The sequence below is a fragment of the Pseudomonas sp. JUb52 genome, from assembly GCF_004341115.1.
GTDB lineage: Bacteria > Pseudomonadota > Gammaproteobacteria > Pseudomonadales > Pseudomonadaceae > Chryseomonas > Chryseomonas oryzihabitans.
This window is the reverse complement of the sequence record NZ_SLYS01000003.1, coordinates 10,913-33,742: the sequence shown is the minus strand read 5'-3', so window position 1 is coordinate 33,742 and position 22,830 is coordinate 10,913. Positions and strand designations below refer to the sequence as shown.

General features: G+C 63.6%; 20 protein-coding genes, 1 tRNA gene and 1 pseudogene. 16 read left to right on the top strand and 6 right to left on the bottom strand.

The window, feature by feature from the left end:
• Positions 1-10: 10 nt before the first annotated feature.
• Positions 11-2,265 (top strand): annotated as a pseudogene (locus tag EC839_RS05800) (putative bifunctional diguanylate cyclase/phosphodiesterase).
• A gap of 101 nt (positions 2,266-2,366) precedes the next feature.
• Here EC839_RS05800 and EC839_RS05795 read toward each other — a convergent pair.
• Positions 2,367-3,671, bottom strand: a complete 1,305-nt coding sequence (locus EC839_RS05795; RefSeq protein ID WP_039975358.1) for an OmpP1/FadL family transporter — start codon at positions 3,669-3,671, stop codon at positions 2,367-2,369.
• Between the two features lie 284 nt (positions 3,672-3,955).
• Here EC839_RS05795 and rnd point away from each other — a divergent pair, with 284 nt between their 5' ends.
• Genes rnd through EC839_RS05780 form a run of 3 tightly spaced genes read left to right on the top strand, consistent with a single transcriptional unit; the run spans position 3,956 to position 6,347 of the window.
• Complete coding sequence (rnd, locus tag EC839_RS05790; protein WP_007159215.1) at positions 3,956-5,110, top strand: ribonuclease D; 1,155 nt, start codon at positions 3,956-3,958, stop codon at positions 5,108-5,110.
• Positions 5,107-5,409, top strand: a complete 303-nt coding sequence (locus EC839_RS05785; protein WP_007159214.1) for a YcgL domain-containing protein — start codon at positions 5,107-5,109, stop codon at positions 5,407-5,409. The genes rnd and EC839_RS05785 overlap by 4 nt, the downstream gene beginning before the upstream one ends.
• The gene (locus EC839_RS05780; protein ID WP_007159213.1) at positions 5,406-6,347 is read left to right on the top strand and encodes a D-2-hydroxyacid dehydrogenase; all 942 of its coding nucleotides are present in this window, start codon (positions 5,406-5,408) and stop codon (positions 6,345-6,347) included. The genes EC839_RS05785 and EC839_RS05780 overlap by 4 nt, the downstream gene beginning before the upstream one ends.
• On the opposite strand, the gene EC839_RS05775 is transcribed toward EC839_RS05780, so the two are convergent.
• Positions 6,332-6,928: a nitroreductase family protein gene (locus EC839_RS05775; RefSeq protein ID WP_007159212.1), complete on the bottom strand. Its 597-nt coding sequence runs from the start codon at positions 6,926-6,928 to the stop codon at positions 6,332-6,334. The two genes, EC839_RS05780 and EC839_RS05775, sit on opposite strands and share 16 nt — an antisense overlap.
• 136 nt (positions 6,929-7,064) lie before the next feature.
• Here EC839_RS05775 and EC839_RS05770 point away from each other — a divergent pair, with 136 nt between their 5' ends.
• Complete coding sequence (locus EC839_RS05770) at positions 7,065-7,514, top strand: YcgN family cysteine cluster protein (protein ID WP_007159211.1); 450 nt, start codon at positions 7,065-7,067, stop codon at positions 7,512-7,514.
• Here the strand turns inward: EC839_RS05770 and EC839_RS05765 are convergent.
• Positions 7,511-8,266 carry an SRPBCC family protein gene (locus EC839_RS05765; protein ID WP_007159210.1) on the bottom strand — a complete coding sequence of 252 codons (756 nt, stop codon included), beginning with the start codon at positions 8,264-8,266 and terminating at the stop codon, positions 7,511-7,513. The genes EC839_RS05770 and EC839_RS05765 overlap by 4 nt on opposite strands.
• Before the next feature lie 53 nt (positions 8,267-8,319).
• Positions 8,320-10,341, bottom strand: coding sequence for a S9 family peptidase (locus EC839_RS05760; protein ID WP_007159209.1), 2,022 nt, complete (start codon positions 10,339-10,341; stop codon positions 8,320-8,322).
• Positions 10,342-10,430: 89 nt separating this feature from the next.
• Between EC839_RS05760 and EC839_RS05755 the strand changes: the two genes are divergently transcribed.
• The 4 genes from EC839_RS05755 to EC839_RS05740 all read left to right on the top strand — a co-directional run bounded on the left by EC839_RS05755 (position 10,431) and on the right by EC839_RS05740 (position 12,472).
• A complete protein-coding gene (locus tag EC839_RS05755) occupies positions 10,431-10,904 on the top strand; it encodes a hypothetical protein (RefSeq protein WP_007159208.1) in 474 nt (157 codons plus the stop codon).
• Between the two features lie 97 nt (positions 10,905-11,001).
• Positions 11,002-11,775: a class II glutamine amidotransferase gene (locus tag EC839_RS05750; RefSeq protein WP_007159207.1), complete on the top strand. Its 774-nt coding sequence runs from the start codon at positions 11,002-11,004 to the stop codon at positions 11,773-11,775.
• A gap of 18 nt (positions 11,776-11,793) precedes the next feature.
• Positions 11,794-12,306 (top strand): DUF2937 family protein, encoded by a 513-nt coding sequence (locus EC839_RS05745; protein WP_007159206.1) that lies wholly within the window; start codon positions 11,794-11,796, stop codon positions 12,304-12,306.
• 89 nt (positions 12,307-12,395) lie between these two features.
• Positions 12,396-12,472: transfer RNA gene (locus EC839_RS05740), tRNA-Val, on the top strand.
• A gap of 450 nt (positions 12,473-12,922) precedes the next feature.
• On the opposite strand, the gene EC839_RS05735 is transcribed toward EC839_RS05740, so the two are convergent.
• Positions 12,923-14,092 (bottom strand): MFS transporter, encoded by a 1,170-nt coding sequence (locus tag EC839_RS05735; protein ID WP_007159205.1) that lies wholly within the window; start codon positions 14,090-14,092, stop codon positions 12,923-12,925.
• Positions 14,093-14,603: 511 nt separating this feature from the next.
• Complete coding sequence (locus EC839_RS05730) at positions 14,604-15,311, bottom strand: YfdX family protein (RefSeq protein WP_007159204.1); 708 nt, start codon at positions 15,309-15,311, stop codon at positions 14,604-14,606.
• Between the two features lie 416 nt (positions 15,312-15,727).
• On the opposite strand from EC839_RS05730, the gene EC839_RS05725 reads away from it, so the two are divergent.
• The 7 genes from EC839_RS05725 to pheT all read left to right on the top strand — a co-directional run bounded on the left by EC839_RS05725 (position 15,728) and on the right by pheT (position 22,830).
• A complete protein-coding gene (locus tag EC839_RS05725) occupies positions 15,728-16,009 on the top strand; it encodes a hypothetical protein (protein WP_007159203.1) in 282 nt (93 codons plus the stop codon).
• 206 nt (positions 16,010-16,215) lie between these two features.
• Complete coding sequence (thrS, locus tag EC839_RS05720; protein WP_007159202.1) at positions 16,216-18,138, top strand: threonine--tRNA ligase; 1,923 nt, start codon at positions 16,216-16,218, stop codon at positions 18,136-18,138.
• Between the two features lie 20 nt (positions 18,139-18,158).
• Positions 18,159-18,692 (top strand): translation initiation factor IF-3, encoded by a 534-nt coding sequence (gene infC / locus EC839_RS05715; RefSeq protein ID WP_007159201.1) that lies wholly within the window; start codon positions 18,159-18,161, stop codon positions 18,690-18,692.
• 61 nt (positions 18,693-18,753) lie between these two features.
• A complete protein-coding gene (rpmI, locus tag EC839_RS05710; RefSeq protein WP_007159200.1) occupies positions 18,754-18,948 on the top strand; it encodes a 50S ribosomal protein L35 in 195 nt (64 codons plus the stop codon).
• A gap of 30 nt (positions 18,949-18,978) precedes the next feature.
• On the top strand, positions 18,979-19,335 hold the full coding sequence (gene rplT / locus EC839_RS05705) for a 50S ribosomal protein L20 (RefSeq protein WP_007159199.1): 357 nt from the start codon (positions 18,979-18,981) through the stop codon (positions 19,333-19,335).
• Between the two features lie 96 nt (positions 19,336-19,431).
• A complete protein-coding gene (pheS, locus tag EC839_RS05700; protein ID WP_007159198.1) occupies positions 19,432-20,433 on the top strand; it encodes a phenylalanine--tRNA ligase subunit alpha in 1,002 nt (333 codons plus the stop codon).
• An 18-nt stretch (positions 20,434-20,451) separates the two neighbouring features.
• Positions 20,452-22,830, top strand: coding sequence for a phenylalanine--tRNA ligase subunit beta (pheT, locus tag EC839_RS05695; protein ID WP_007159197.1), 2,379 nt, complete (start codon positions 20,452-20,454; stop codon positions 22,828-22,830).

Below are 22,830 nucleotides of genomic sequence, written 5' to 3'. Positions count from 1 at the left end.
CCGTCCTTGAATGACCCGGGTTAACGGGTTAATAAGGCGCCTGGTTGCGCGCCCAGCGAAGCCACCTCGGCACGTGCGGATCCGGAGGGAGTCGTCGTCAGCTGGACAAGGAGCCCCAATGACCGATGCGCCTCACAGCGCCGCCTCGCCCCGGGAAGTCGCCCCCGCGTCGCGGCTCCGTCTCAAGCCCCGTAGCCTGTTCGCCAAGTTCTTTCTGGCGTTCATCCTGGTGGATGCCCTGGGCACCCTGCTGTTCACCCTGCACAGCTATCGCCAAGCGCGCGACGCCAGCAGCCAGAGCATCGACTATCGCCTGATGAGTGCGGCCCTGGCGCTGCCGGAGATCCTGGGCGAAGACTATCTCGCCCAGTTACAGGATCCGGCCAAGGCGGACCCCGAACGCTACCAGCGTACCCTGATCACCCTGGATCGCTATGCCCGCAAGGCCGGGCTGGCCTCGCTCTATGCCTTCGTCAAGGAGGGCTCGAGCTTTCGCTTCATCATGGATTCGGCCAACGAGGAAGAAATCCGCGTCGGCTACTTCGGCGACTATCGCCAGCTTTACGATCAGGCACCCCCGGAGCTCGGTGCGGTATTTGCCGATCATCAACCGCGTTTCGCGGAATACCAGGATAACTTTGGCAGTTTCCGTTCCCTGTTCCTGGCCATTCCAGGACAGGACGGGCAAGCAGTCGTCATAGGGGCGGACATGTTCATGGAAGGAATAGCAGCGGCGGAGCAGTCGGCTCTGCTGGATTCGCTGCTCATAGGCGCCATCATCTTCGCGATGGGCGCCCTGGTCAGCCGGATATTGGCCGGCGCGCTCAATCGCTATCTGGCCCGTCTCGGGCAGGCCACTGAACGCATCGCCGACGGTGACTATCAGCTGGGTCTCAAGGAAGGCCGCGATCCGGTTGGCCGGCTGGGCCGGGCCATGAACCAGATGGGCGCCGCCCTGGCCGCGCGCGAGCGGCGTATCAACCAACTGGCCTTTCGCGACATGCTCACCCGCCTGCCCAATCAGGTACGACTGGTGCTGGAAATCCGCCAGCGCATCGAGCGCGCCGCGGCCGGACGCTTCGCCGTGCTGCTGCTGGACGTGGCCAACTTCCGCAACATCAACGAATTGCTCGGCCAGGAAGGCGGCGACAAGATCCTGCGCCACCTGGCCCGCCGGCTGCGGGTCGCGGCGCCGGAAGAGAATGGCGTGGCGCGGATAGGCGCCGACACCTTCGTCCTGCTGTTGCCCTGGTTCGACGACGCCTCGGCGGAGGCGGCCCTGCTGTCGCTGCGCAACCTGGTGGAGAAGCCCTTCGTCAGCGGCAACCAGCGGGTGTCCCTGCGCATCACCTTTGGCATCGCCTGCTATCCCGAGCATGGCGCCAGCGCCGAAGCCCTGCTGGCCAACGCCGAGACCGCGTTGCAGGACGCGCGGCGGCGCCAGCTGCCCTTCGCCTTCCATGATCCGGACCAGGAACGTCAGCGGCAGCTCGGCATCGCCTTGCTCGACGCCCTGGACCTGGCCGTGGACCATGATCAGCTGCGGCTCTATCTGCAACCCAAGATCGCGCTGCCCGGCGGCCGCGTCGAAGGTGCCGAGGTCCTGATCCGCTGGCAGCATCCGGAACTGGGCCTGCTAAAGCCGGATGCCTTCGTCGGCATCGCCGAACAGAGTCGCAAGATCTGCGACATCACCCTCTGGGTGCTGGAGCGCTGCATGCGCCTGCAACGGCAACTGGGCGCCCTCAAGCTCAACGTCAATCTGTCGCTGCTGGACCTCGAGCATCCGGCCTTCATCGCCCGCATCGGCCGGCTGCTGGACGAGACCGGCGCAGTGGCCGCCGGCTTCTGCCTGGAGATCACCGAATCCCGCGCCATGAGCAATCCAGGCAGGTACTCGACTGCCTGCGCCAGCTCAAGGCGATGGGTTTCGAATTGTCGCTGGACGACTTCGGCGCCGGGCATTCCTCGCTGGCCTGCCTGAGCAGCTTTCCCATCGACGAGCTGAAGATCGATCGCCAGTTCATCGAGCACTGCCAGCTGCCCGGTGATCAAGAGGTGATCAGGCTGCTGGTCCAGCTTGGCCAGTTGCGCGGGTTGCGTGTGGTAGCCGAAGGCGTGGAAACCCGCCAGGCTCTGGAGGTGCTCACCGAGCTGGGCTGCGACCAGATCCAGGGTCAACTCGTGGCTGGTGCCCTGTCGCTGGACGACTTCCAGCGCTGGTATGCCGAGCAGGAACAGGGCCTCTGGGCGCTCAGGGCGTAGGCAAGGACTGAGGCCGCTCGCCGAGCAGGGAAGCCGTCTCGATCAGCCTTCCGAAAAGCACGAAGCCGCCTCGCGGCGGCTTCGTTAGCGGATCCTGACGCTTAGAAGCGATAGGTCAGCTGAGCACCCAGACCGTGGGCGCTGTTGTCGTACTTGGCGCTGTAGCCGGCCTTGGTGGAGGTGGCGGGGCGATTCACCGACACGTCGTCTTCCCAGAGGTAGGCATAGGCGACGTCGATGGTCATGTCCTTGGTCGGCGACCAGCCTGCACCCACCGAGAAGGTCTTGCGATCGCCCACCGGAATGCGCACGTTGCGGTCGCCGTTGTCCGCCGGGGTGGGGTCTATCGCCATACCGGCACGCAGTACCCACTGGGGATTCAACTGATAGGCCGCGCCGATGGCGTAGGACCAAGTGTCCTTCCAGTGGAGCTCTTCCGACACGGTCGCCAGGGGTGAACCCAGCACCGGTAGGGTGGGCGTGCCCTCGTTCTCGACGTCGATCGACTTGAGGCGACTCCAGCGGGTCCAGGTGGCGCCGGCGTACATCGTCCAGTCGTTGTTCAGCCGATAGGTGAAGGAGGCGTCGGTGCTCTCCGGCAGGGTGATGTTGAGGCTCGCGTCATACTTGCCATTGAGGCGGCTGACCAAGGCGTTGGTAATGGGGCTGGCCTGGCTGTTGGCGCCCGTGACCTCGGTGTTGCCCTTGAGCTTGTAGGTGACCTTGGAGTGGTAGGTCAGGCCGAAAGTCAGGTCATCGGTCAGGTCCGCCAGCAGGCCGACGTTGAAGCCGTAGGCGGTGTCATCGCCGTCGATCTTGACCTGGCCATCCTGGGTGCTGCCGAAGTTGACGTTGCTGTTGAGCTTGCCTTCGATGCGGTTGATGGTTGGACCGAAGCCGATGGAGACCTTGTCGGTGATCTTGTAGCTGACGGTGGGCTGGATGGTGATGACTTCCACCTTGCTCGCCTGGCCCTGGTAGCGACCCTGGAAGGCGTGCTCGTAGTTGCTGATCAGCGCATAGGGGACATACACACCCAGGCCGAAGTGCAGGCGGTCATCCACCGGAGTCACGAAGTAGCCGAAGGGCACCACCGAGTTGGGCACCATGTCGCCGTCGTTGCTGCCCTGAACGGCCTGGCCGTTGGCATAGCGGCCGCTGGCGTCCTTGATGTCGATCTTGGCATGGATGTAGGCGCCGCCCAGGGACACCTCGCGACCCAGGCGCGACATGCCGGCCGGGTTGCCATAGATGGTGGAAGCGTCCTGCGCGGAGGAAGAGCGTCCGGCGAAGGAAGTACCCATCCCGCTGACACTTTGTTCGTTGATAGCCAGACCGTTCGCCAGGGCATAGCCGGAAGCGCTCGAAACGGCCAATGCAAGTAGGGTCAGTTTTATTGTTTTCATGCTCTTGCAGCTCCATTGAAAGGCGAGAAGCGCTTACCTCCGCGGATTCCCAAGTCCGAGTGAGTACCTGCGCACACTCAGCTTTTAGCAGGCCCTGCTTGCGAATACAAAAAAAACTATTCGGTCACGTTTGGTTCGGGGTGGTCAGCAAGCGTTCATCCGACGAACCCGCCTGGAAAGCCGCTGAATGCCATGCCTTCGGGCACCTGAAAGGCGGGTCAAGCGGCACCTAAGATCGTGCCAGGGTGGCTTATACTGTCGGCTCATCTGTTCGGAGTGCGCCCTTGACTTCTGCCCCTCACTGGATTCGCGACGACGCGGCGCTGGCCGCCCTCTGCGCGCGCTGCCAGACCTTGCCCTTCATCGCCCTCGACACCGAATTCATGCGGGTCGACACCTTCTATCCCAAGGCCGGCCTGATCCAGATCGGCGACGGCGAACAGGCCTATCTGGTCGATCCCCTGTGCATCGGCGACTGGACACCCTTCGCCGCGCTGCTGGAAGACCCGGCCGTGGTCAAGGTGCTGCACGCCTGCAGCGAAGACCTGGAAGTGCTGTTGCGCCTGACCGGCAGCCTGCCCCAGCCGCTGTACGACACCCAACTGGCGGCGGCCTATCTGGGCCTGGCGCATTCCATGGGGTATTCGCGGCTGGTCGCCGAAGTGCTCAAGATCGACATCCCCAAGGACGAGACCCGCTCCGACTGGCTGCAGCGCCCCCTGACGCCGCTGCAGGAGCGTTATGCGGCGGCCGACGTGACCTATTTGGTCGACGTCTACCTCTATCTCGATGCGCGCCTGGATGACCAGCGGCGGGCCTGGCTGCTGGAGGATGGCGCCGAGCTGGTGGCCAATCTGCGCCGCGTCAGCGATCCCTGGGAAGCCTATCGCGACGTCAAGCTGGCCTGGCGCCTGTCGCGTCAGCAACTGGCGGTGCTGCGGGTGCTCTGCCACTGGCGCGAGGTCCAGGCCCGCGAGCGCGACCAGCCGCGCAACCATGTCCTGCGCGAACGCTCGCTGTGGCCGCTGGCGCGTTTCCAGCCGACCGACAAGCAGGCCCTGGCGCGCATCGACGACATGCATCCGCGTACCGTGCGCCAGGATGGCGATACCCTGCTGGCGCTGATCGCCGAAGGCGCGGCCACCCCGGCAGAGCAATGGCCGGCGCTGCAGTCCGAGCCCTTGCCCCATGAGGCGTCGCCGCTGCTCAAGGCCTTGCGCGCCATCGGCGAACGGGACGCCGAGGTCCTGGGCATGGCGCCGGAACTGATGCTGCGTAAAAAGGTGCTCGAAGCCCTGCTGCGCACCGGCTGGCCCGATGGCGCCTATCAGTTGCCCGACAACCTGCGGGGCTGGCGTCGCGAGCGCTTCGGTCAGGCCCTTCTCGATCACCTGCAGGCGCAGCGCACTCCGCTTGCGCCCCTGGAAGACACGCCATGAAATTGCTCTGCTCCATCTACCGAAGCCCGCGCAAGCCGGAAATGTACCTTTATGTGGACAAGCTCAAGGGCCTGACACTTGTCCCCGAGGGCCTGCTCACGGCCTTCGGGCCCCCGGCACTGGCCTTCGAATTCGTGCTGACCCCGGAGCGCAAACTGGCGCGAGAAGATGTCGCCAAGGTCCTCGAAAACATCGCCAAGCAGGGCTACCACTTGCAGATGCCGCCGCCGGAGCTGGAGCGTGACGACTACATCGAGCACCTGCCTGAAGAACTGCTGCGTCTTAACGATCCGCTATGACCGCCGTCCTGCTGCTGGAAGACGCGCCGGCCGGCTATGTGCGGGCCTGGCGTCAATTGGCGCCTGACCTGGAGCTACGGGTGCCGGTGGACCTGGCCGAGGCCGCACGTCTTGCGCAGCAGCCGTGCTACTGGCTCGGCCAACCCGATCGCGCCGCGGCACTGCTGCGCCAGGGCGCCAAGCCGACCTGGCTGCAATCCACCTGGGCCGGCTACGCACCGCTGCTGGCCGCGGATCTGCCATACGACTATCGCTTCAGCAGGGCGGTGGGACTGTTCGGCCAGAGCATCGGCGAATACGTGCTCACCTATCTGCTGCAGCACGAACGTCAGGTCGCGGCGCGTCAGCTCAGTCAGCAAGAAGGACGTTGGGATACCCGGGCGCCGGGCACCCTGGCCGGGCGGCGGCTGTTGCTGGTCGGCGCAGGGGACATCGGCCAGGACATCGCCCGCCTGTTCGCGCCGTTCGGGATGAGCCTCACGGGCGTCGCCCGTAGTGCACGGACCCTGCCTGGTTTTGCGCGGGTCGTGCCGCTCTCCGAGCTGCATCAGGCGGCGCGGGAGACCGACTTCGTGGTCAATCTGCTGCCGGACAGCGCCAGCACCTGGAATCTCTACGACGCGGCGTTCTTCGCCGCCTTGCCCGAGGGCGCCTTGTTCATCAATGCCGGACGCGGCACCAGCGTGGTGGACGCTGATCTGATCGCGGCGCTGGAAAGCGGCCGATTGGCCGGAGGGGTGCTGGACGTGTTTCGCCAGGAGCCGTTGCCCGCGGAGCATCCCTTCTGGCAGACACCCAACCTGCAGCTCACCGCCCATATTGCCGGACCCACGCCGCCGGCTGCGGCCGTTCGGTTGTTCCTCGACAATCTCCAGCGCCTGCAACAGGGACAGCCCCTGCGCGGCGCCGTCGAGCTGACTGATCAGCTGAAGGTATAGGGACCGGCTACCGCCAGCTCTTCGACAGTCAGTCGCGGACTGGGCAGCTCGCGTGCCTGCAGGGATTCCGGCAGGCTGGCCTTGTCACCCAGCTTGCCGATGGCCACCGCCAGCTCGATCTTGAAGGACGCCGGCACCTTCAGGTCACGCTGGATGCCTTCGCGATCGATCCCCGCCATGCCGTGCACATGCCAGCCGGCATTGCTCGCCTGCAGCGCCAGATAGGCCCAGGCTGCACCGGCGTCAAAGCTATGGCTGGGGAAGGGGACTTCCTCGCCGCTGCTGGCGCGCAGCAGAGTGGTTTTCGACAGGATGATCACTAGGGCCGACGCATGCTGCGCCCAGGAGCGGTTGAACTCGCTGATCAGCGACAGGAACAGATTCCAGTGGGCGTCGTCGCGCCGTGCATAGAGGAAGCGCCAGGGCTGAGCGTTGAACGCTGAAGGCGCCCAGCGCGCGGCCTCGATGAAACCGAGCAGGGTCTCTTCCTCGATGGGTGTGGGTTCGAAGGCTCGAGGCGACCAGCGCTGCACAAACTGCGGATCGACGGGATACTGGGGCGTACGGCTGCTGCTGGTCATGGATTCCACGCTTGGAAAAGGAAAGAACGGCACGGTAATCCGACCCGGCGGAGGCGACAAGGGCGCGAACGGTGCTTGGCGCTCGCGGCGTGCGGCACTAGACTGCGCGCCCTCTCTCTTTGCCACGATCCCTGCCATGGCCGCCATCACCCAGCCGTTCTGGAAGCGCAAGACCCTCGACCAGCTCGATGCCCAGGAATGGGAGTCGCTGTGCGACGGTTGTGGCCTGTGCTGCCTGCAGAAGCTCGAAGACGAGGACGACGGCGCCGTCTACTACACGCGCATCGCCTGCAAGCTGCTGGATCTCAAGACCTGCCAGTGCAGCCGCTACGCCGAGCGCACCCGCTTCGTCCCAGACTGCATCCAGCTCACTCCCGCCCAGGCCGACCAGTTCGCCTGGCTGCCGCCCACCTGTGGCTATCGCCTGGTGGCCGAAGGCAAGGACCTGCCGGAATGGCACCCGCTGATCTGCGACGACCCCGAGGCGGTGCACAAGGCCGGCATCTCCCAGTCCGGCCGCATGCTCAGCGAGACCCAGGTCGCCGAAGACGACTGGGAAGACTATCTGATCTTTCGCGCGGGCTAGCCCAGCGGCGACTCCATGTGCGAGGTGCGCTCGACGGCGCCGTAGCGATCGCCGACCGCATGGGCGCGTTCCAGCAGGATCTTCAGCTCGGCCAGGTCCTGGGCGATGCGGGTGCCAGGGTCGCGGCGCAGCAGCCGGGCGAACAGATGGCCGAGGCGACCGGCTGGCGGCTCGTAGGCCATGACCGCCGTCACCTCGGTGCCACCGGGCACGTCGGCGAAGCTGACCCAGCCCAGGTTGTTCAGGCCGGCGTAACCGCACGAGCGCCAGCCGATCAACTGGCCGGGGATGTCGTCGGTGACTTCGGCGTCCCATTCGAAACGCCCCATGGGCGCCTTGACCACCCAGTGGGAGTAACGGTCGTTGAGCACGTCCACGCGTTCGATATGGCGCATGAAGATCGGCAGGTTGGAGAAGTCGCGCCAGAAGCGATAGAGCTCATCGCGGGGGCGGGCGATGACGACCCGGCGGGTCTGGGAGGCCGCTGAATGCCAGGCCAGCGAACGGCGGACGTCGCGTTCGAAACGCACCTTGCTCAGGGTGCGTTTGATCGAGCAGTGTCCGCGCAGGCCACGTTTCAGCAGCCAGGCACCGGTGGCGCCGGTCAGCAGACCGAGCAGACCGCCACGCGCCAGGCCGCGGCTGATCAGCAGACCACCACCGGTCACGGAGGCCAGGCGTTCGACGCCCTTGATGGCAGCGGCGTCGCGAGGCGGAGGAGCGAGAGGGGGAGTGGGGGCATCTAGGTGCATGGCAGATTCTCCTTTAGCTGTGGAAAAGACCTGCCCAGAGCCCCCGCCGTTCCCTAGCCGGTCAGGCCCAGTACCCGGAAGACGAAGGCGTATTCCAGGGCCACGTCGCGCAAGGCCTGGTAACGCCCGCTCATGCCGCCGTGGCCGGCGCCGAATTCGGTCTTGAGCAGGAGCAGGGGGGCCTGCTCGGTCCGCCGCTCGCGCAACCGCGCCACCCACTTGGCGGCTTCCCAGTACTGCACCCGGGTGTCGTGATAGCCCGCCACCGCGAGGATGGCCGGATAGGCCTGGGCCTTCACGTTTTCATAGGGCGCATAGCTGGCGATGCGCTCGCGCACTTCCGGCTCGTTCGGATCGCCCCATTCGTCGTACTCGGTCACGGTCAGCGGCAGATCCGGCTTGAGCATAGTGTTGAGCACATCCACGAAAGGCACCTCGGCGATGGCGGCGGCATAGAGTTCGGGCCGCTGGTTGACGACCGCGCCGATCAGCAGACCACCGGCGCTGCCACCGCTGATGACCACCTGTTGCGGCGTCGTCAGGCCCTGTTCCAGCAGATGTTCGGTACAGGCGATGAAGTCGTCGAAGGTGTTCTGCTTGTGTTCCAGCTTGCCGCTGCGATACCAGGCTTCACCCAGCTCGCCGCCGCCGCGCACATGAGCGATGGCAAAGCGCACGCCGCGATCCAGCAGACTCAGCCGGGCGTGGGAGAACCAGGGGTCTAGGCTGTGGCCATAGGCGCCGTAGCCATAAAGGTACAGCGGGGCGCTCTGCGGCAGGTCGCGCCGACCGACCAGGCTGATGGGGATACGGGTGCCATCGGCGGCAGTGGCCCACAGGCGGCGGCTTTCGTAGGCGTCGGCATCAAACGGGCCTTCCACCGGTACCTGCTTGAGCACCCGCTGGGTACCGCTGGCCAGGTCCAGTTCGCGAATCTCGGCGGGGCGATTGAGCGCCTCGTAGCGCAGGCGCATGACCGGACTGTTGAATTCCAGCACGTCCATGGCATCCAGGCTGTAGACCTCGTCCGGCAGGTCAACGCGATAGGGCGCCTGACCATAGGGGCGGACCTCCAGGATCGGCAGTCCGGCGGTGCGCAGGCTGAGCACCAGGGCGTGGGCGCCAAGGCTCGCATCCTCCAGCATCACCTCCGGGTCGTGGGGCACCAGCAGTTGCCAGTGCGACCGCGTGGGGCTTTCTTCGGCGGCCTGGTAGAGCGCGAAGTTGATGCCGTCCTGGTTGCTGCGGATGTACCAGCCATCGACGCCATGATCAGGGAAATACTCGTGACCTTCTTCGCGGGGCGCCAGGCAGACAAAGGCCTCGTCCGGCCGATCCGCGTCCAGCACCCAGGCTTCGCTGGTGGTCTTGCTGTGGGACAGCAGCAGCAGCTTGCGCTCGGAGCTCGAGCGATAGCAGCCGAGAAAGAAGCGTCCGTCGGTCTCGTGAAAGACCAGTTGCGGCTCGGTATCGCCCAGGTGATAGCGATAGAGCTTGTGCGGACGATGGGACTCGTCGCGCTCGCCAAAGAACAGGGTGCGGCTGTCGTTGGCCCAGGTCAGGCTGCCGTCGCATTCCTCGAAGGGCAGTTCGGTCACTAGGCCGGTGGCCAGCTCCTTTACATAGAGCCGGTAGGTTTCATCGCCCACCTGGTCGAGGCTGTAGGCGAGCCGGGTCTGGTCCGGGCTGATGGTGAAGCGGCCGACGGAGAGAAAGCCGCCGTCGGCGATGGCATTGCCGTCGAACAGCAGCTCTTCGGTCGCGGGATCAGGCGTCAGGTCGCCATTGGCCGGGCGGCGGCAGCGATAGTTGCGACCGTATTCGTCACCGGCCTGCGTACGCTGATAGTAGAGGTAGTCGCCGCGGGGGACGGGTAGGGACAAATCCGTCTCGCGAATGCGCGCGCGGATCTCCTCGAACAACTGCTCGCGCAGAGTGGCCTCGGGTGCCAGCTGGGCTTCCAGGTAGGCGTTCTCGGCCTCCAGGTGCGCCAGCACCTCGGGGGCGTCACGGTTTTCCAGCCAGACGTAGGGATCGTCACCAGGGGCGCGGCGGGCAATGGGGGCTTGGGTCATGCGGGCTCCTTGGGCGCCGCGCAAAAGCACGCGGACGGGGCAAAACCGCTATCATAGGCTTCTCCTTTCCGCTATCGCCATGGATCGCAATGACCGAGCAAGAGTACCTGATCGCCTGGGCCGTCTACGCCATCGCCGCGCTGCTGTTGTTGGTGGTGTCTTTCAAGGCCACCGGCTGGCTCTGGCGCTGGCTGCGCGAGCCCATCCGGCTAGTGGTGGCCGTGCTGCTGGTGACGCCGGCCCTGGTGGATGCCGAGCATGGCCTCTATGCCCCGGCGATCGCCGTGACGGTGCTGGACCTGGTCTTCAAGGTCGGCAACAGCGCCTGGTCGGCGGTGGCCAACCTGGCGGCGGCCGGCACTATCGGCGTGGTGCTCTACCTGATCTTCGTCCTTTGTCGCTGGCTGTATCGCCGCTCCCATCCGCGTCCCGCGCCGGTCGCCACGCAAACCCCGGAGGATGATCCGCAGCCGGAATCGCCGGCGGCCCTGCGCAGCCCGGTTGCACCCGTGGAGCGCCGCGAACCCCGTGGTCGCAGCGAGCGCGTCGAACCCCGTCTGTAATCCAGGCTTGCGCCCGGGGCGTGACCCCATGCAGCATGAACTCCAAGGGCAGCGGCTGCAGTGCCGTTGAACCAGGCAGCCACCCGGAGGGAAGGACATGTGCGAATTGCTGGGCATGAGTGCCAACGTGCCCACGGATCTGGTCTTTAGTCTCCAGGGCCTCATGCAGCGGGGCGGTCGTACCGGTCCGCATCGGGACGGCTGGGGCGTGGCCTTCTACGAGGGCAAGGGCCTGCACCTGTTCAAGGATGCCTTGCCAGGCGCTGATTCCGAGGTGGCCAAGCTAGTTCAGGGCTACCCGATCAAGAGCCACACGGTGATCGGCCACATCCGCCATGCCAACGTGGGCGCGGTCAATCTGGCCAATACCCACCCCTTTGTGCGCGAGCTGGGCGGGCGCTACTGGAGCTTCGCCCACAATGGCCAGCTGCAGGATTTTCACCCCGAGCCGCGCTTCTACCGTCCGGTGGGCAATACCGACAGCGAGACGGCCTTTTGCAGCCTGCTGGATCAGGTCCGCGAGCGCTTTCCCGAACCGGTCCCGGTGGAAATGCTGCTGCCGCAGCTGGTGAATGCCTGCGACGGCTTTCGCAAGAAGGGCGTCTTCAACTGCCTGCTCAGCGACGGCGACTGGCTGTTCAGCTTCTGCACCACCAAGCTGGCGCATATCACTCGCCGCGCCCCTTTCGGTCCGGCCCGGTTGCGTGATGCGGAAGTGCGCATCGACTTCAAGGCCGAGACCACGCCCAACGACGTGGTCACCATCATTGCCACCGAGCCGCTGACCTCCGATGAGGTCTGGACCCTGCATCAGCCAGGGGAATGGCACCTGTGGTGGGATGGCGAGATCGTCTCCCAAGGCCGCGTCTAGACAGGAACCTACTTCACGATGCTGCGCAGTTATATTCGTCTGCTGTTGTTTACCCTGGCCTTGCTGGTAGGGGTGCAGATTCCCGGCTTCATGCTCGACTACGAGCAGCGCGTGGATGCTCATCGACTGGAATCCGATCAGGCCCTGAGCGGTTTTCGGCGGACCGCGCAGCAGTATTTCGAGGGCAGCCTCGATGGCTTGCTGGCGCATTACCAGGCCAGCGAGGACCCGGTCTTTCGCAGCGACGCCGACAGCCTGGGTATCCTGATGCGGCGCAATGCGTTGTTCAACGAAGAGTGGCAGGCGCTGCAGGGACCTTGGTACCAGCGGGCCTGGCACATTCTGGTGTCGCCCAATACCGAACTGCGTGACGAGACGCTGCAGCAGTACCGTTATCAGGTGGTGCTTACCCCCGAAGCCATCGCCTGGGGAGTAGGGCTGGGCCTGGCCCTGGCGGTGACGGTGGAAACCTTCGCCCTCTGGCTTTCCATTCTGCTCTATCCGCGACGCCCAGCCCGGCGTCTTTCCTAGCCTTCAAAAAAATTTTCACGTTTTCAGGCGTTTAGCTGAAAAAAGGGCTTGACGCTAAAGTCCCGCGCTGTAGAATGCGCACCCACAGCAGGCACGTAGCTCAGTTGGTTAGAGCACCACCTTGACATGGTGGGGGTCGTTGGTTCGAATCCAATCGTGCCTACCAAACAAAACCCGCACTGCTGGCGGGTAAGAAAAAGGGCGATCCGAAAGGGTCGCCCTTTTTCGTTTGGGGATGGATTGGGGGAAGCGGCCAGCGGGTCAGGGCTTCAGATCTGTCCCAGGGATTTGGGGGCTCAATGACCTGTTCGCCCTATCCGTCTGGGTGGTGGCGAATCACGTTCGGATCGGCATGACCCTTGAGCGCCTGAGTGTTTTGCTCCGAGGACGGGTATGGAGCCAAGCATCGGGCGCTCGAACCACGGAGAAGGTGGGGCAGTGACCCGCAGCTATGCGAATAACGCAGCCCAGTCATCCCGCCCTCTCCAAGTGCTCGATGGGGGGCGTCAGGTCTCGCGGTAGGGCGCTGGCGCTGCTTATCGGTGTCCCTCATGTCCTGAGTCAATCCAGCGACGTACTGCTCGGCGATGGCCTTTCCCCTAGCGAAGGCGAAGCGCTAGGCGTCTTGCTGCCTGGCGGTTATCGGCCACGTAAGGGCGACAAATGCCATCCCGCCACCCACCATTACCAGCGCTGCACTCAGACTCCAATGCTGCGCAACAAAGCCGATCGCGGCTGGACCGATGAGAATGCCGGCGTAACCGATGGTGGTAATCGCTGCAATCGCGTGGCTTGTAGGCATCCGGGTTTGCCTTCCTGCTGCACTGAAAAGCACGGGGACGATGTTGGAGGCGCCTAGGCCAACGAGCAGAAAGCCTGCGAAAGCAAAGGGCTGGCTGGGTGCCAGAACCGCCATCAGAAAGCCTGCCGCGGCGAGTAGCCCGCCGCCTACCACGACTTTCAGGCCCCCTAGCGTCTTCACGATCCGATCGCCTGTGAGGCGGCCGATGGTCATCGCCAAGGCAAATACCGTGTAACCAAAGCCGGCCTGCGCCGGGTCGACGTCATGCGCATCGATCAGGAACAAGGCGCTCCAGTCCAGGATTGCGCCTTCACCGAGAAAAATCAGAAAACAGAGCAGACCGATGAAGGCCACGATCCCGCGCGGCAGCGTGAACAGCGGGGTATGCCCCGCATCATGATTGCCGTAGGGCAACAGGCCCTTGAATGAGCCGGCGAGTAGAGCGATCAGCAGCGCGCTGAACAACAGTGTCGCGGTTAGGGGTGGCGTTCCTGCTCCCAGCAGAACGCTCATTCCCCCCGCACCGACAATCCCGCCCACACTGAACAGGCCGTGGAAGCCGGACATCATGTTTCGACCGCTGTCTTTCTCGACCATGACCGCCTGAATGTTGATCGCGACGTCTAGCGCACCCATGCTTGCCCCGAACAGGGCCAAGGCGATGGCCATACCAAATATCGAATCGGCGACGGCAAGCAGAGGCAGTACGAGGGCGAGTGCCAGCGTACTCGTCACGGTTACCGCACGGCACCCAAAGCGGCTGGCGAGGATGCCAACGATGGGCATCGCCGCAATGGATCCCAAGCCGAGGCAAAGCAGTAGAAGGCCAAGCGTTGAGTCATCGGCGCCGATCCTTGCTTTGGCGACCGGTACCAGGGGTGCCCACGCGGCCATAGCGGAACCTGCGATCAGAAATCCGGCACGGGTGGCCCATTGCTCGATCGCTCCGGAGCGCTGTTGGGCTTCGAGTTGAATGTGTTGCATTGGAGGTGCTCCGAGGTAAGGCGGCATGTAGGCGTTATCACGCCTCGTATCAGTGTTAGCTGAGCATGCAAAATTAAGCAACATCATGCATAACCGTGCAGGGTTATGGCTGGTGCCCATACAGTAGGCGGCAAGGCGGGATCTGAGCATCTTCGACCACCAGCTGGCGTCGGGGTGTCAGTGCAGGCTGGTAGCACTGCCATTGGGATGGGATTCGGAAGGCCCGCACGAGCGTGGGGGGAGTGGGGCCTATACCTGCCGACAGACAACCGGCGGGCGTAGGTATGAGCCACATACCTTCTTTCTTGGCTCTACAGAGCGGCGTTGGTTCGGATTCAGTGGTGCCTGGTACACAACACCCGCACGGCGGGTGGTAAGAAAAAGGGCGATGCAAAAGGATCGCCCTTTTTTGTTTTGCTGGTTCGGCAAGCCTTGGTCGCGCCTGGTTTGCTGAACATCAGGTCGTTCGAACAGGGCGACCTTGCGATCGCCCCTTGCCCGCGCCAAACCGTCAGCTGCTCGGGGTGACGGTCTCGGTAAAGGAGCCGGCCGGTTGCAGCCCGTGCTTGTTCGCCGTGAAGTCCAGGGCTGTCGAGGCGTAGCGCACGCCATCTTGGACGTGCTTGAGCGTCAGGTTGGCTTCGTAGAACTTGTCGCTGGCCAGTTGTTTGGCCGCCTGCTCGACGTCCGTCATGGTCTGTTTGAGTGGCGCCAGGGCGATGGCGGTGTCGATATCGACGTCTGCCAGGCGCAAGGTTTCCGCAGCACCCTTGGCGTCGCCATGTTTGAGTTTGTTGTTGGCATCGGCCACGGCCTTCACTTTTTGCGGGCTGGCCATATAACTGTCCTGTACTGCGGTGTCGCCCCAGATTGGTAGCCAGGACGTTACGGTAGTGCTGGTATCGGCCTTGCCTTGATTGTCCCTGACTTGCAACTCGCTCGCGGCTTTTTCCAGTGCCGTATTATCCGACTGCGCAAGTTTGAGTGCCTGTTGCGCATCCCTGACATGGCTTACCGCCTTCTTCGTTTGCCCTTGGAAGAGTTCCAGGCGCGCCGCAGAAATATCGGTGAAGGCTCTTTGGCCCTGAGTGGACAGCGCCTGGAAGTTACCCAGTTCGCTCGATGAGGGGGCTTGAGTAGCGGCGAAGGCCGCAGACGAGCAGGCGGCTACGACGGCGGCGACCAGCAGGCTCTTTGCCACTTTGTTCTTGACGTTCATGTGCTGCCTCCAGCGGATATGCAATTGAAGTAGGGGTGTTGCTCAGGTACCAGAACCTTGTTCTGTAGTGCCTGGAGTCGATACTCCGCCGGATCACTTAACACTGGATTAATAGGTGTTCGGCTTTTCTTGAATAGCCGCTGAACAACTTCTTGCAGCAGCAAGCTGTTGTAGTGATGTGGTGCTGCTTGATATTGATCGAGGCTGGAGCGACTGATTTCTGAGCGACTCCAATCTGCGCAACAGAACTTTCAGCAAGTCTGACTCTTTTTAAGAGTTCTCGGGGCGGGGAGGGGTGTGACCGCGTGCCTCGGTCGTGATGCCCGGGGTTTTCACGTAGACTGGCAGACGATTTTTTTGGGGCTTCGTTGCTTGGCCAAGGCGCGAGCAGGGCCCGTTACCGCGAGGAGAGAGTGATGACGCAGGGTGGTGAAGGGCGGCAGATCGGCAAGGGCGGCTGCCTGGGATTGATCCTGCTATCGATCCTGTTCGCGGTCGTGGTCTTCGGCTCCATCATCTATGTCTATCGCCACAATGCGACACCGGCCAACCGGGCTAACGAGCAGCAGGCCATCGACCAGTGCCTGGCGCGGGCCAATGCCCCGGAAACCTCGCCGGCCGATCGCCAGGCACTCATGGAGAACTGCCAGGAAATGCAGAAGCAGTTCCTCAAGAAGTACCCCGACGCGGCGCGTTAAGCGGGCGACAGTCCCTAGCGAGGTTGCGCTAGGTCTCAGTTTCTGAAAGGATTTCCGTCCCAAACTTTCCAGTGATCCTTTCGCGTCGCCCGGAATGCCTTGCGGCCCTGCCACTGTGCGGCGGGATTTCCAGCGGTGCGGCTGCTTACTGGCCAATCCCACCATGTGGCCCTTGGTATGGGTCACCACTGAGTTGAGGAGGCGCCATGCCTGTCATTACTCTCCCCGACGGTAGCCAACGTCCATTCGACAAGCCCGTCACCGTAGCCGAAGTTGCCCAGTCCATTGGTGCCGGTCTCGCAAAGGCCACCATCGCCGGTCGCGTCGATGGCCAGCTGCGCGATGCCAGTGACCTCATCGAGCAGGATGCCAACCTGCAGATCATCACCGCCAAGGACGAGGACGGCCTGGAGATCATCCGTCACTCCTGCGCCCACCTGGTGGGTCATGCGGTCAAGCAACTGTTCCCGACCGCCAAGATGGTCATTGGCCCGGTGATCGACGAAGGCTTCTACTACGACATCTCCTTCGAGCGCCCCTTTACCCTGGATGACCTGTCGGCCATTGAGACGCGGATGCGCGAGCTGATCGACAAGGACTACGACGTCATCAAGAAGATGACGCCGCGCGCCGAGGTCATCGAGGTGTTCAAGGCCCGGGGTGAGGAGTACAAGCTGCGCCTGATCGACGACATGCCCGAGGAGCAGGCCATGGGCCTGTACTACCACGAGGAATACGTCGACATGTGCCGGGGTCCGCACGTGCCCAACACCCGCTTCCTCAAAGCGTTCAAGCTGACCAAGCTGTCCGGCGCCTACTGGCGTGGCGACGCCAAGAACGAGCAGCTGCAGCGCATCTATGGCACCGCCTGGGCGGACAAGAAGCAGCTGGCAGCCTATATCCAGCGCATCGAGGAAGCCGAGAAGCGCGACCACCGCCGCATCGGCAAGCAGCTCGATCTCTTCCACCTGCAGGAAGAAGCGCCCGGCATGGTGTTCTGGCACGCCAATGGCTGGACCGTCTACCAGGTACTCGAGCAGTACATGCGCAAGGTCCAGCGCGAGCACGGCTACCAGGAGATCAAGACCCCCCAGGTGGTCGATCGCATCCTGTGGGAACGTTCGGGTCACTGGTCCAACTACGCCGAGAACATGTTCACCACGGCCTCGGAAAACCGCGACTTCGCGGTCAAGCCCATGAACTGCCCCTGCCACGTGCAGGTGTTCAACCAGGGTCTGAAGTCCTACCGCGACCTTCCGCTGCGCCTGGCCGAGTTCGGTGCCTGCCACCGTAACGAGCCGTCCGGCGCCCTGCACGGCATCATGCGCGTGCGTGGCTTCACCCAGGACGATGCCCACATCTTCTGCACCGAGGATCAGGTGGAGAAGGAAGCGGCCGACTTCATCAAGCTGACCCTGCAGGTCTATGCCGACTTCGGCTTCACCGACGTGATCATGAAGCTCTCCACTCGCCCGGCCAAGCGCGTCGGCTCCGAAGAGCTGTGGGATCGCGCCGAGAAGGCGCTGGCGGATGCGCTGGATGCCTCGGGCCTGGAGTGGGAATACCAGCCGGGCGAGGGCGCCTTCTACGGGCCGAAGATCGAATTCACCCTCAAGGACTGCCTGGGTCGTAACTGGCAGTGTGGTACCCTGCAGTACGATCCCAACCTGCCGGAGCGCCTCGACGCCAGCTACATCTCCGAGGACAACAGCCGTCAGCGTCCGGTGATGCTGCACCGCGCCATCCTCGGCTCCTTCGAGCGCTTCATCGGCATGCTTATCGAGCACTATGCCGGTCTGTTCCCGGCGTGGCTCGCCCCGACCCAGGCGGTGGTGCTCAATATCACCGACAAGCAGGCCGATTTTGCCCAGCAGGTCGTCGGCGAATTGAACGCTGAGGGCTTCCGGGCCAAAGCCGACTTGAGAAACGAGAAGATCGGCTTTAAAATCCGCGAGCATACTTTGCTCAAGGTTCCCTATCTCCTGGTCATTGGAGACCGGGAGGTTGAGACACGATCCGTTGCCGTGCGTACCCGTGAAGGCGTTGATCTGGGCTCCATGCCCATCGAGCGTTTCCGCGAGCTGCTCACGCAAGCGGTTTCCCGGCGTGGCCGGCAAGATTCGGAGTAATCACTATCAAGCAGCGTGACATGAGACAAGACAAGCGAGCCGCCCCCCGGGCACCGATCAACGAAAATATCACCGCCCGGGAAGTTCGCCTTATTGGCGCCGATGGTCAGCAAGTAGGCATCGTCTCCATCCAGGAGGCCCTGCAGGCTGCTGAAGACGCCAAGCTGGATCTGGTGGAAATCACCGCCGACGCCGTACCCCCGGTCTGCCGGATCATGGACTACGGCAAGCACGTCTTCGAGAAGAAGAAGCAAGTCGCGGCGGCGAAGAAGAACCAGAAGCAGGCTCAGGTCAAAGAAATCAAGTTTCGTCCAGGGACGGAAGAAGGGGATTACCAGGTAAAACTACGCAACCTGGTACGTTTCCTAACCGAGGGGGACAAGGCCAAGGTCTCGTTGAGATTCCGCGGCCGGGAGATGGCCCACCAGGAGCTGGGCATGGAGCTGTTGAAGCGGGTCGAAGCTGACCTCGCCGAACATGGCGCCGTTGAGCAGCATCCTAAGATGGAAGGACGCCAACTCATCATGGTCATCGCCCCCAAGAAGAAAAAGTAACCACCAGGGCACTGGCAGGCCTTGCGGTTATGCGTAATCACTCAATGCGGAGTATCCGAACATGCCAAAGATGAAAACCAAAAGCGGCGCTGCGAAGCGCTTCGTGAAAACTGCTGGTGGCATCAAGCACAAGCACGCTTTCAAGAGCCACATTCTGACCAAGATGACCACCAAGCGTAAGCGTCAGCTGCGCGGTACGTCGCTGATGCATGCATCCGACGTCCAAAAGGTCGAGCGCATGCTGCGCCTTCGTTAATCCTGGTCAAGAATTTAAAGGAAGTTACCCATGGCTCGTGTTAAGCGTGGCGTCATCGCTCGTCGCCGTCACAAGAAAATCCTGAAGCTCGCCAAAGGCTACTACGGTGCCCGTTCGCGCGTCTTCCGCGTCGCTAAGCAAGCGGTAATCAAGGCAGGCCAATACGCCTACCGTGACCGCCGTCAGAAGAAGCGTCAGTTCCGCGCTCTGTGGATCGCTCGTATCAACGCTGGTGCTCGTATCAACGGTCTGTCCTACAGCCGTCTGATCGCCGGCCTGAAGAAAGCGGCCATCGAGATCGACCGCAAGGTACTGGCCGATCTGGCCGTGAACGAAAAAGCGGCGTTTGCTGCGATTGTCGAGAAAGCTAAAGCTTCGCTGGCTTAAGCCCCCCGGCAATCTCGCGCCTCTGGCGCGAAGCAACGTTATCAATAGGGGAAGAGCCTCATAGCTCTTCCCCTATTTTGTATCTGGAGTCCCTAGATGGAAAACCTGGATGCGCTGGTCTCCCAAGCCCTGGAGGCCGTGCGGCTCACCGAAGACACCAATGCCCTGGAACAGCTCCGGGTCAATTACCTGGGCAAGAAGGGTGAACTGACCCAGATCATGAAGACCCTGGGCCACCTCACGGCGGAGGAGCGTCCCCAGGCTGGCGCACTGATCAACGCCGCCAAGGAACGTGTCCAGGACGCAATCAACAGCCGCAAGGCGACGCTGGAGCAGGCTGCATTGGCCGCTCGCCTCGCCGCGGAACGCATCGACGTGACCCTGCCTGGGCGCGGTCAGGCCTCCGGTGGCCTACATCCGGTCACCCGCACCCTGGAGCGCATCGAGCGCCTGTTCGCCAACATCGGCTATGGCGTCGCCACCGGTCCCGAGATCGAAGACGACTACCATAACTTCGAAGCGCTCAACATCCCCGGCCACCATCCGGCGCGGGCGATGCACGACACCTTCTACTTCAATGCCAACATGCTGCTGCGCACCCACACCTCGCCGGTGCAGATCCGCACCATGGAGAGCCAGCAGCCGCCGATCCGCATCATCTGCCCAGGTCGTGTCTATCGCTGCGACAGCGATCAGACCCACTCGCCCATGTTCCATCAGGTCGAAGGCCTGGTGATCGACGAGGAAGTCAGCTTCGCCGATCTCAAGAGCACCCTGGTGACCTTCCTGCGCGAGTTCTTCGAGGAAGAGCTGGAAGTGCGCTTCCGTCCCTCCTACTTCCCCTTCACCGAGCCGTCGGCCGAGGTGGATATTCGCCGCCCGAGTCGCGATGGCGAACCGGCTTCGCGCTGGCTCGAGGTGCTGGGCTGCGGCATGGTCCACCCCAACGTCCTGCGCATGGCCGGCATCGATCCGGAGAAGTACCAGGGCTTCGCCTTCGGCATGGGCGCCGAGCGCCTGGCCATGCTGCGCTACGGGGTCAACGACCTGCGCCTCTTCTTCGACAACGATCTGCGCTTCCTGGCGCAATTCCGCTAGCTGCCAGACGGGAGTCCTATGAAATTCAGTGAACAATGGCTGCGTAGCTGGGTGAACCCTGCGGCTACGCACGAGGATCTGGTTGCCCGGCTGTCCATGGCCGGCCTGGAAGTGGACGGCGTCGAAGCGGCGGCCGGTAGCTTCCAGGGCGTCATCGTCGGCGAGGTGGTCTCCGTCGAGCGCCATCCCGATGCCGACAAGCTCAATGTCTGCCAGGTCAGCAACGGTCAGGAGTCCTTCCAGGTGGTCTGCGGCGCGCCGAATGTGCGCGCGGGCCTGAAGGTGCCTTTCGCCACCGTCGGCGCCACGCTGCCCGGTGACTTCACCATCAAGAAGGCCAAGCTGCGCGGCGTGGAATCCCACGGCATGCTCTGCTCGGCCAGCGAACTGCAGATCAGCGACGACAACAGCGGTCTGCTTGAGCTGCCGGCCGGCGCGCCGGTTGGCGAGAGCATCCGCAGCTACCTGCAGCTGGACGACGCTATCATCGACGTCGACCTGACCCCGAACCGTGGCGACTGCCTGTCCATCGCCGGTCTGGCGCGGGAAGTGGGTGCCCTGTACAACGCCGCGGTCGAGCCGCTGCAGGTCGAGGCCGTAGCGGCTACGCACCAGGAGACCCGTCCGGTCGAGGTGCTGGCGCCCCAGGCCTGCCCGCGCTACCTGGGTCGCGTGGTCAAGAACGTCGACCTGTCCCGTCCGACCCCGGACTGGATGGTCGAGCGCCTGCGCCGCAGCGGCGTGCGCAGCATCGACGCCGCCGTCGACGTCACCAACTATGTGATGCTCGAACTGGGTCAGCCCATGCATGCCTTCGATCTTGACCAGATCAAGGGCGGCATCCGCGTACGTCTGGCCGATGCCGGTGAGCGCCTGGTGCTGCTGGATGGCCAGGACATCGAACTGCGCAACGACACCCTGGTGATCGCCGACCATGAACGCGCCCTGGCCATCGCCGGCGTCATGGGGGGCGAGCACAGCGGTGTGGCCGCCGGTACCCGTGATCTGTTCCTGGAAAGCGCCTTCTTCGACACCATCGCCGTAGCCGGCAAGGCCCGTTCCTATGGCCTGCACACCGACTCCTCCCACCGCTTCGAGCGGGGCGTGGACTTCGAGCTGGCACGCAAGGCCATGGAGCGCGCGACCCGCCTGCTGCTGGACATCGTCGGCGGTGAACCGGGCCCGGTGATCGAGGCGGTCAGTGCCGAGCACCTGCCGCAGGTCGAGCCGATCCTGCTGCGCGCCGAGCGCATCGAGCGCGTCCTGGGGCTGACCCTGGATGATGCCCAGGTCGAGCGTCTGCTCAGTGGCCTGGGTCTGGCCGTGGCGCGCCTGGAAGCCGGTCGTTGGCAGGTGGGCGTACCCAGCCACCGTTTCGACATCAGCATCGAAGTGGACCTGATCGAAGAACTGGCGCGCCTCTATGGCTACAACCAGCTGCCGATCCGCTTCCCCCAGGCTCGCCTGGCGCCGCAACCCCTGCCCGAGAGCAAGGGCGAGCTGAGCCAGCTGCGTCGCCTGCTGGTGGCTCGTGGTTACCAGGAAGCCATCACCTACAGCTTCATCGACGAAAAGACCTTCCGTCTGTTCGCCCCTGAAGCTCAGCCGGTAATGCTGGCCAATCCCATCTCCACCGACATGGCCGCCATGCGCTCGTCGCTGTGGCCGGGCCTGGTCAAGGCGGTGCAGTACAACCTCAACCGTCAGCAGGACCGCGTCCGGCTGTTCGAGTCGGGGCTGAGATTCGTCGGTCAGCTGGAAGGCCTGGTACAGGAAAACGTACTGGCCGGTGCGGTCTGCGGCTCGCGTCTGCCAGAGAGCTGGTCGTCCGGTCGCGAGGCGGTGGACTTCTTCGACGTCAAGGCGGATATCGAGGCGTTGCTGGCCCAGTCTGGTGCGGGTACTGACTTCCGCTTCGTGGCAGGCGAGCATCCGGCGCTGCACCCGGGGCAGACCGCGCTGATCGAAAGGGCAGGGCAGCCAGTCGGCTACCTGGGCGCCCTGCATCCGGAAGTGGCGCGCGAACTGGACGTGGATCGTCCGGTGTTCCTCTTCGAGCTGGTGCTGGATGCGCTGACCACCGGCAGCCTGCCGCGCTTTGGCGAGCTGTCGCGCTTCCCCGAAGTGCGGCGTGACCTGGCGTTGGTAGTGGACGAAACCGTAGCCGCAGGCGACCTCTTGGCCGACATCCGCGAAAACGCCGGAGAAGGCCTCAAGGAGCTGCGTCTGTTCGACATCTACCAAGGCAAAGGCATTGATCCACATAGAAAAAGCGTCGCCATCGGCTTGACCTTGCAACATCCATCGCGCACATTAACCGATGAAGAAGTCAACGAAACGACGCAGAAAATCCTCGTTTCTCTGGAAAGAAGGTTCAACGCCACCTTAAGGAAATAG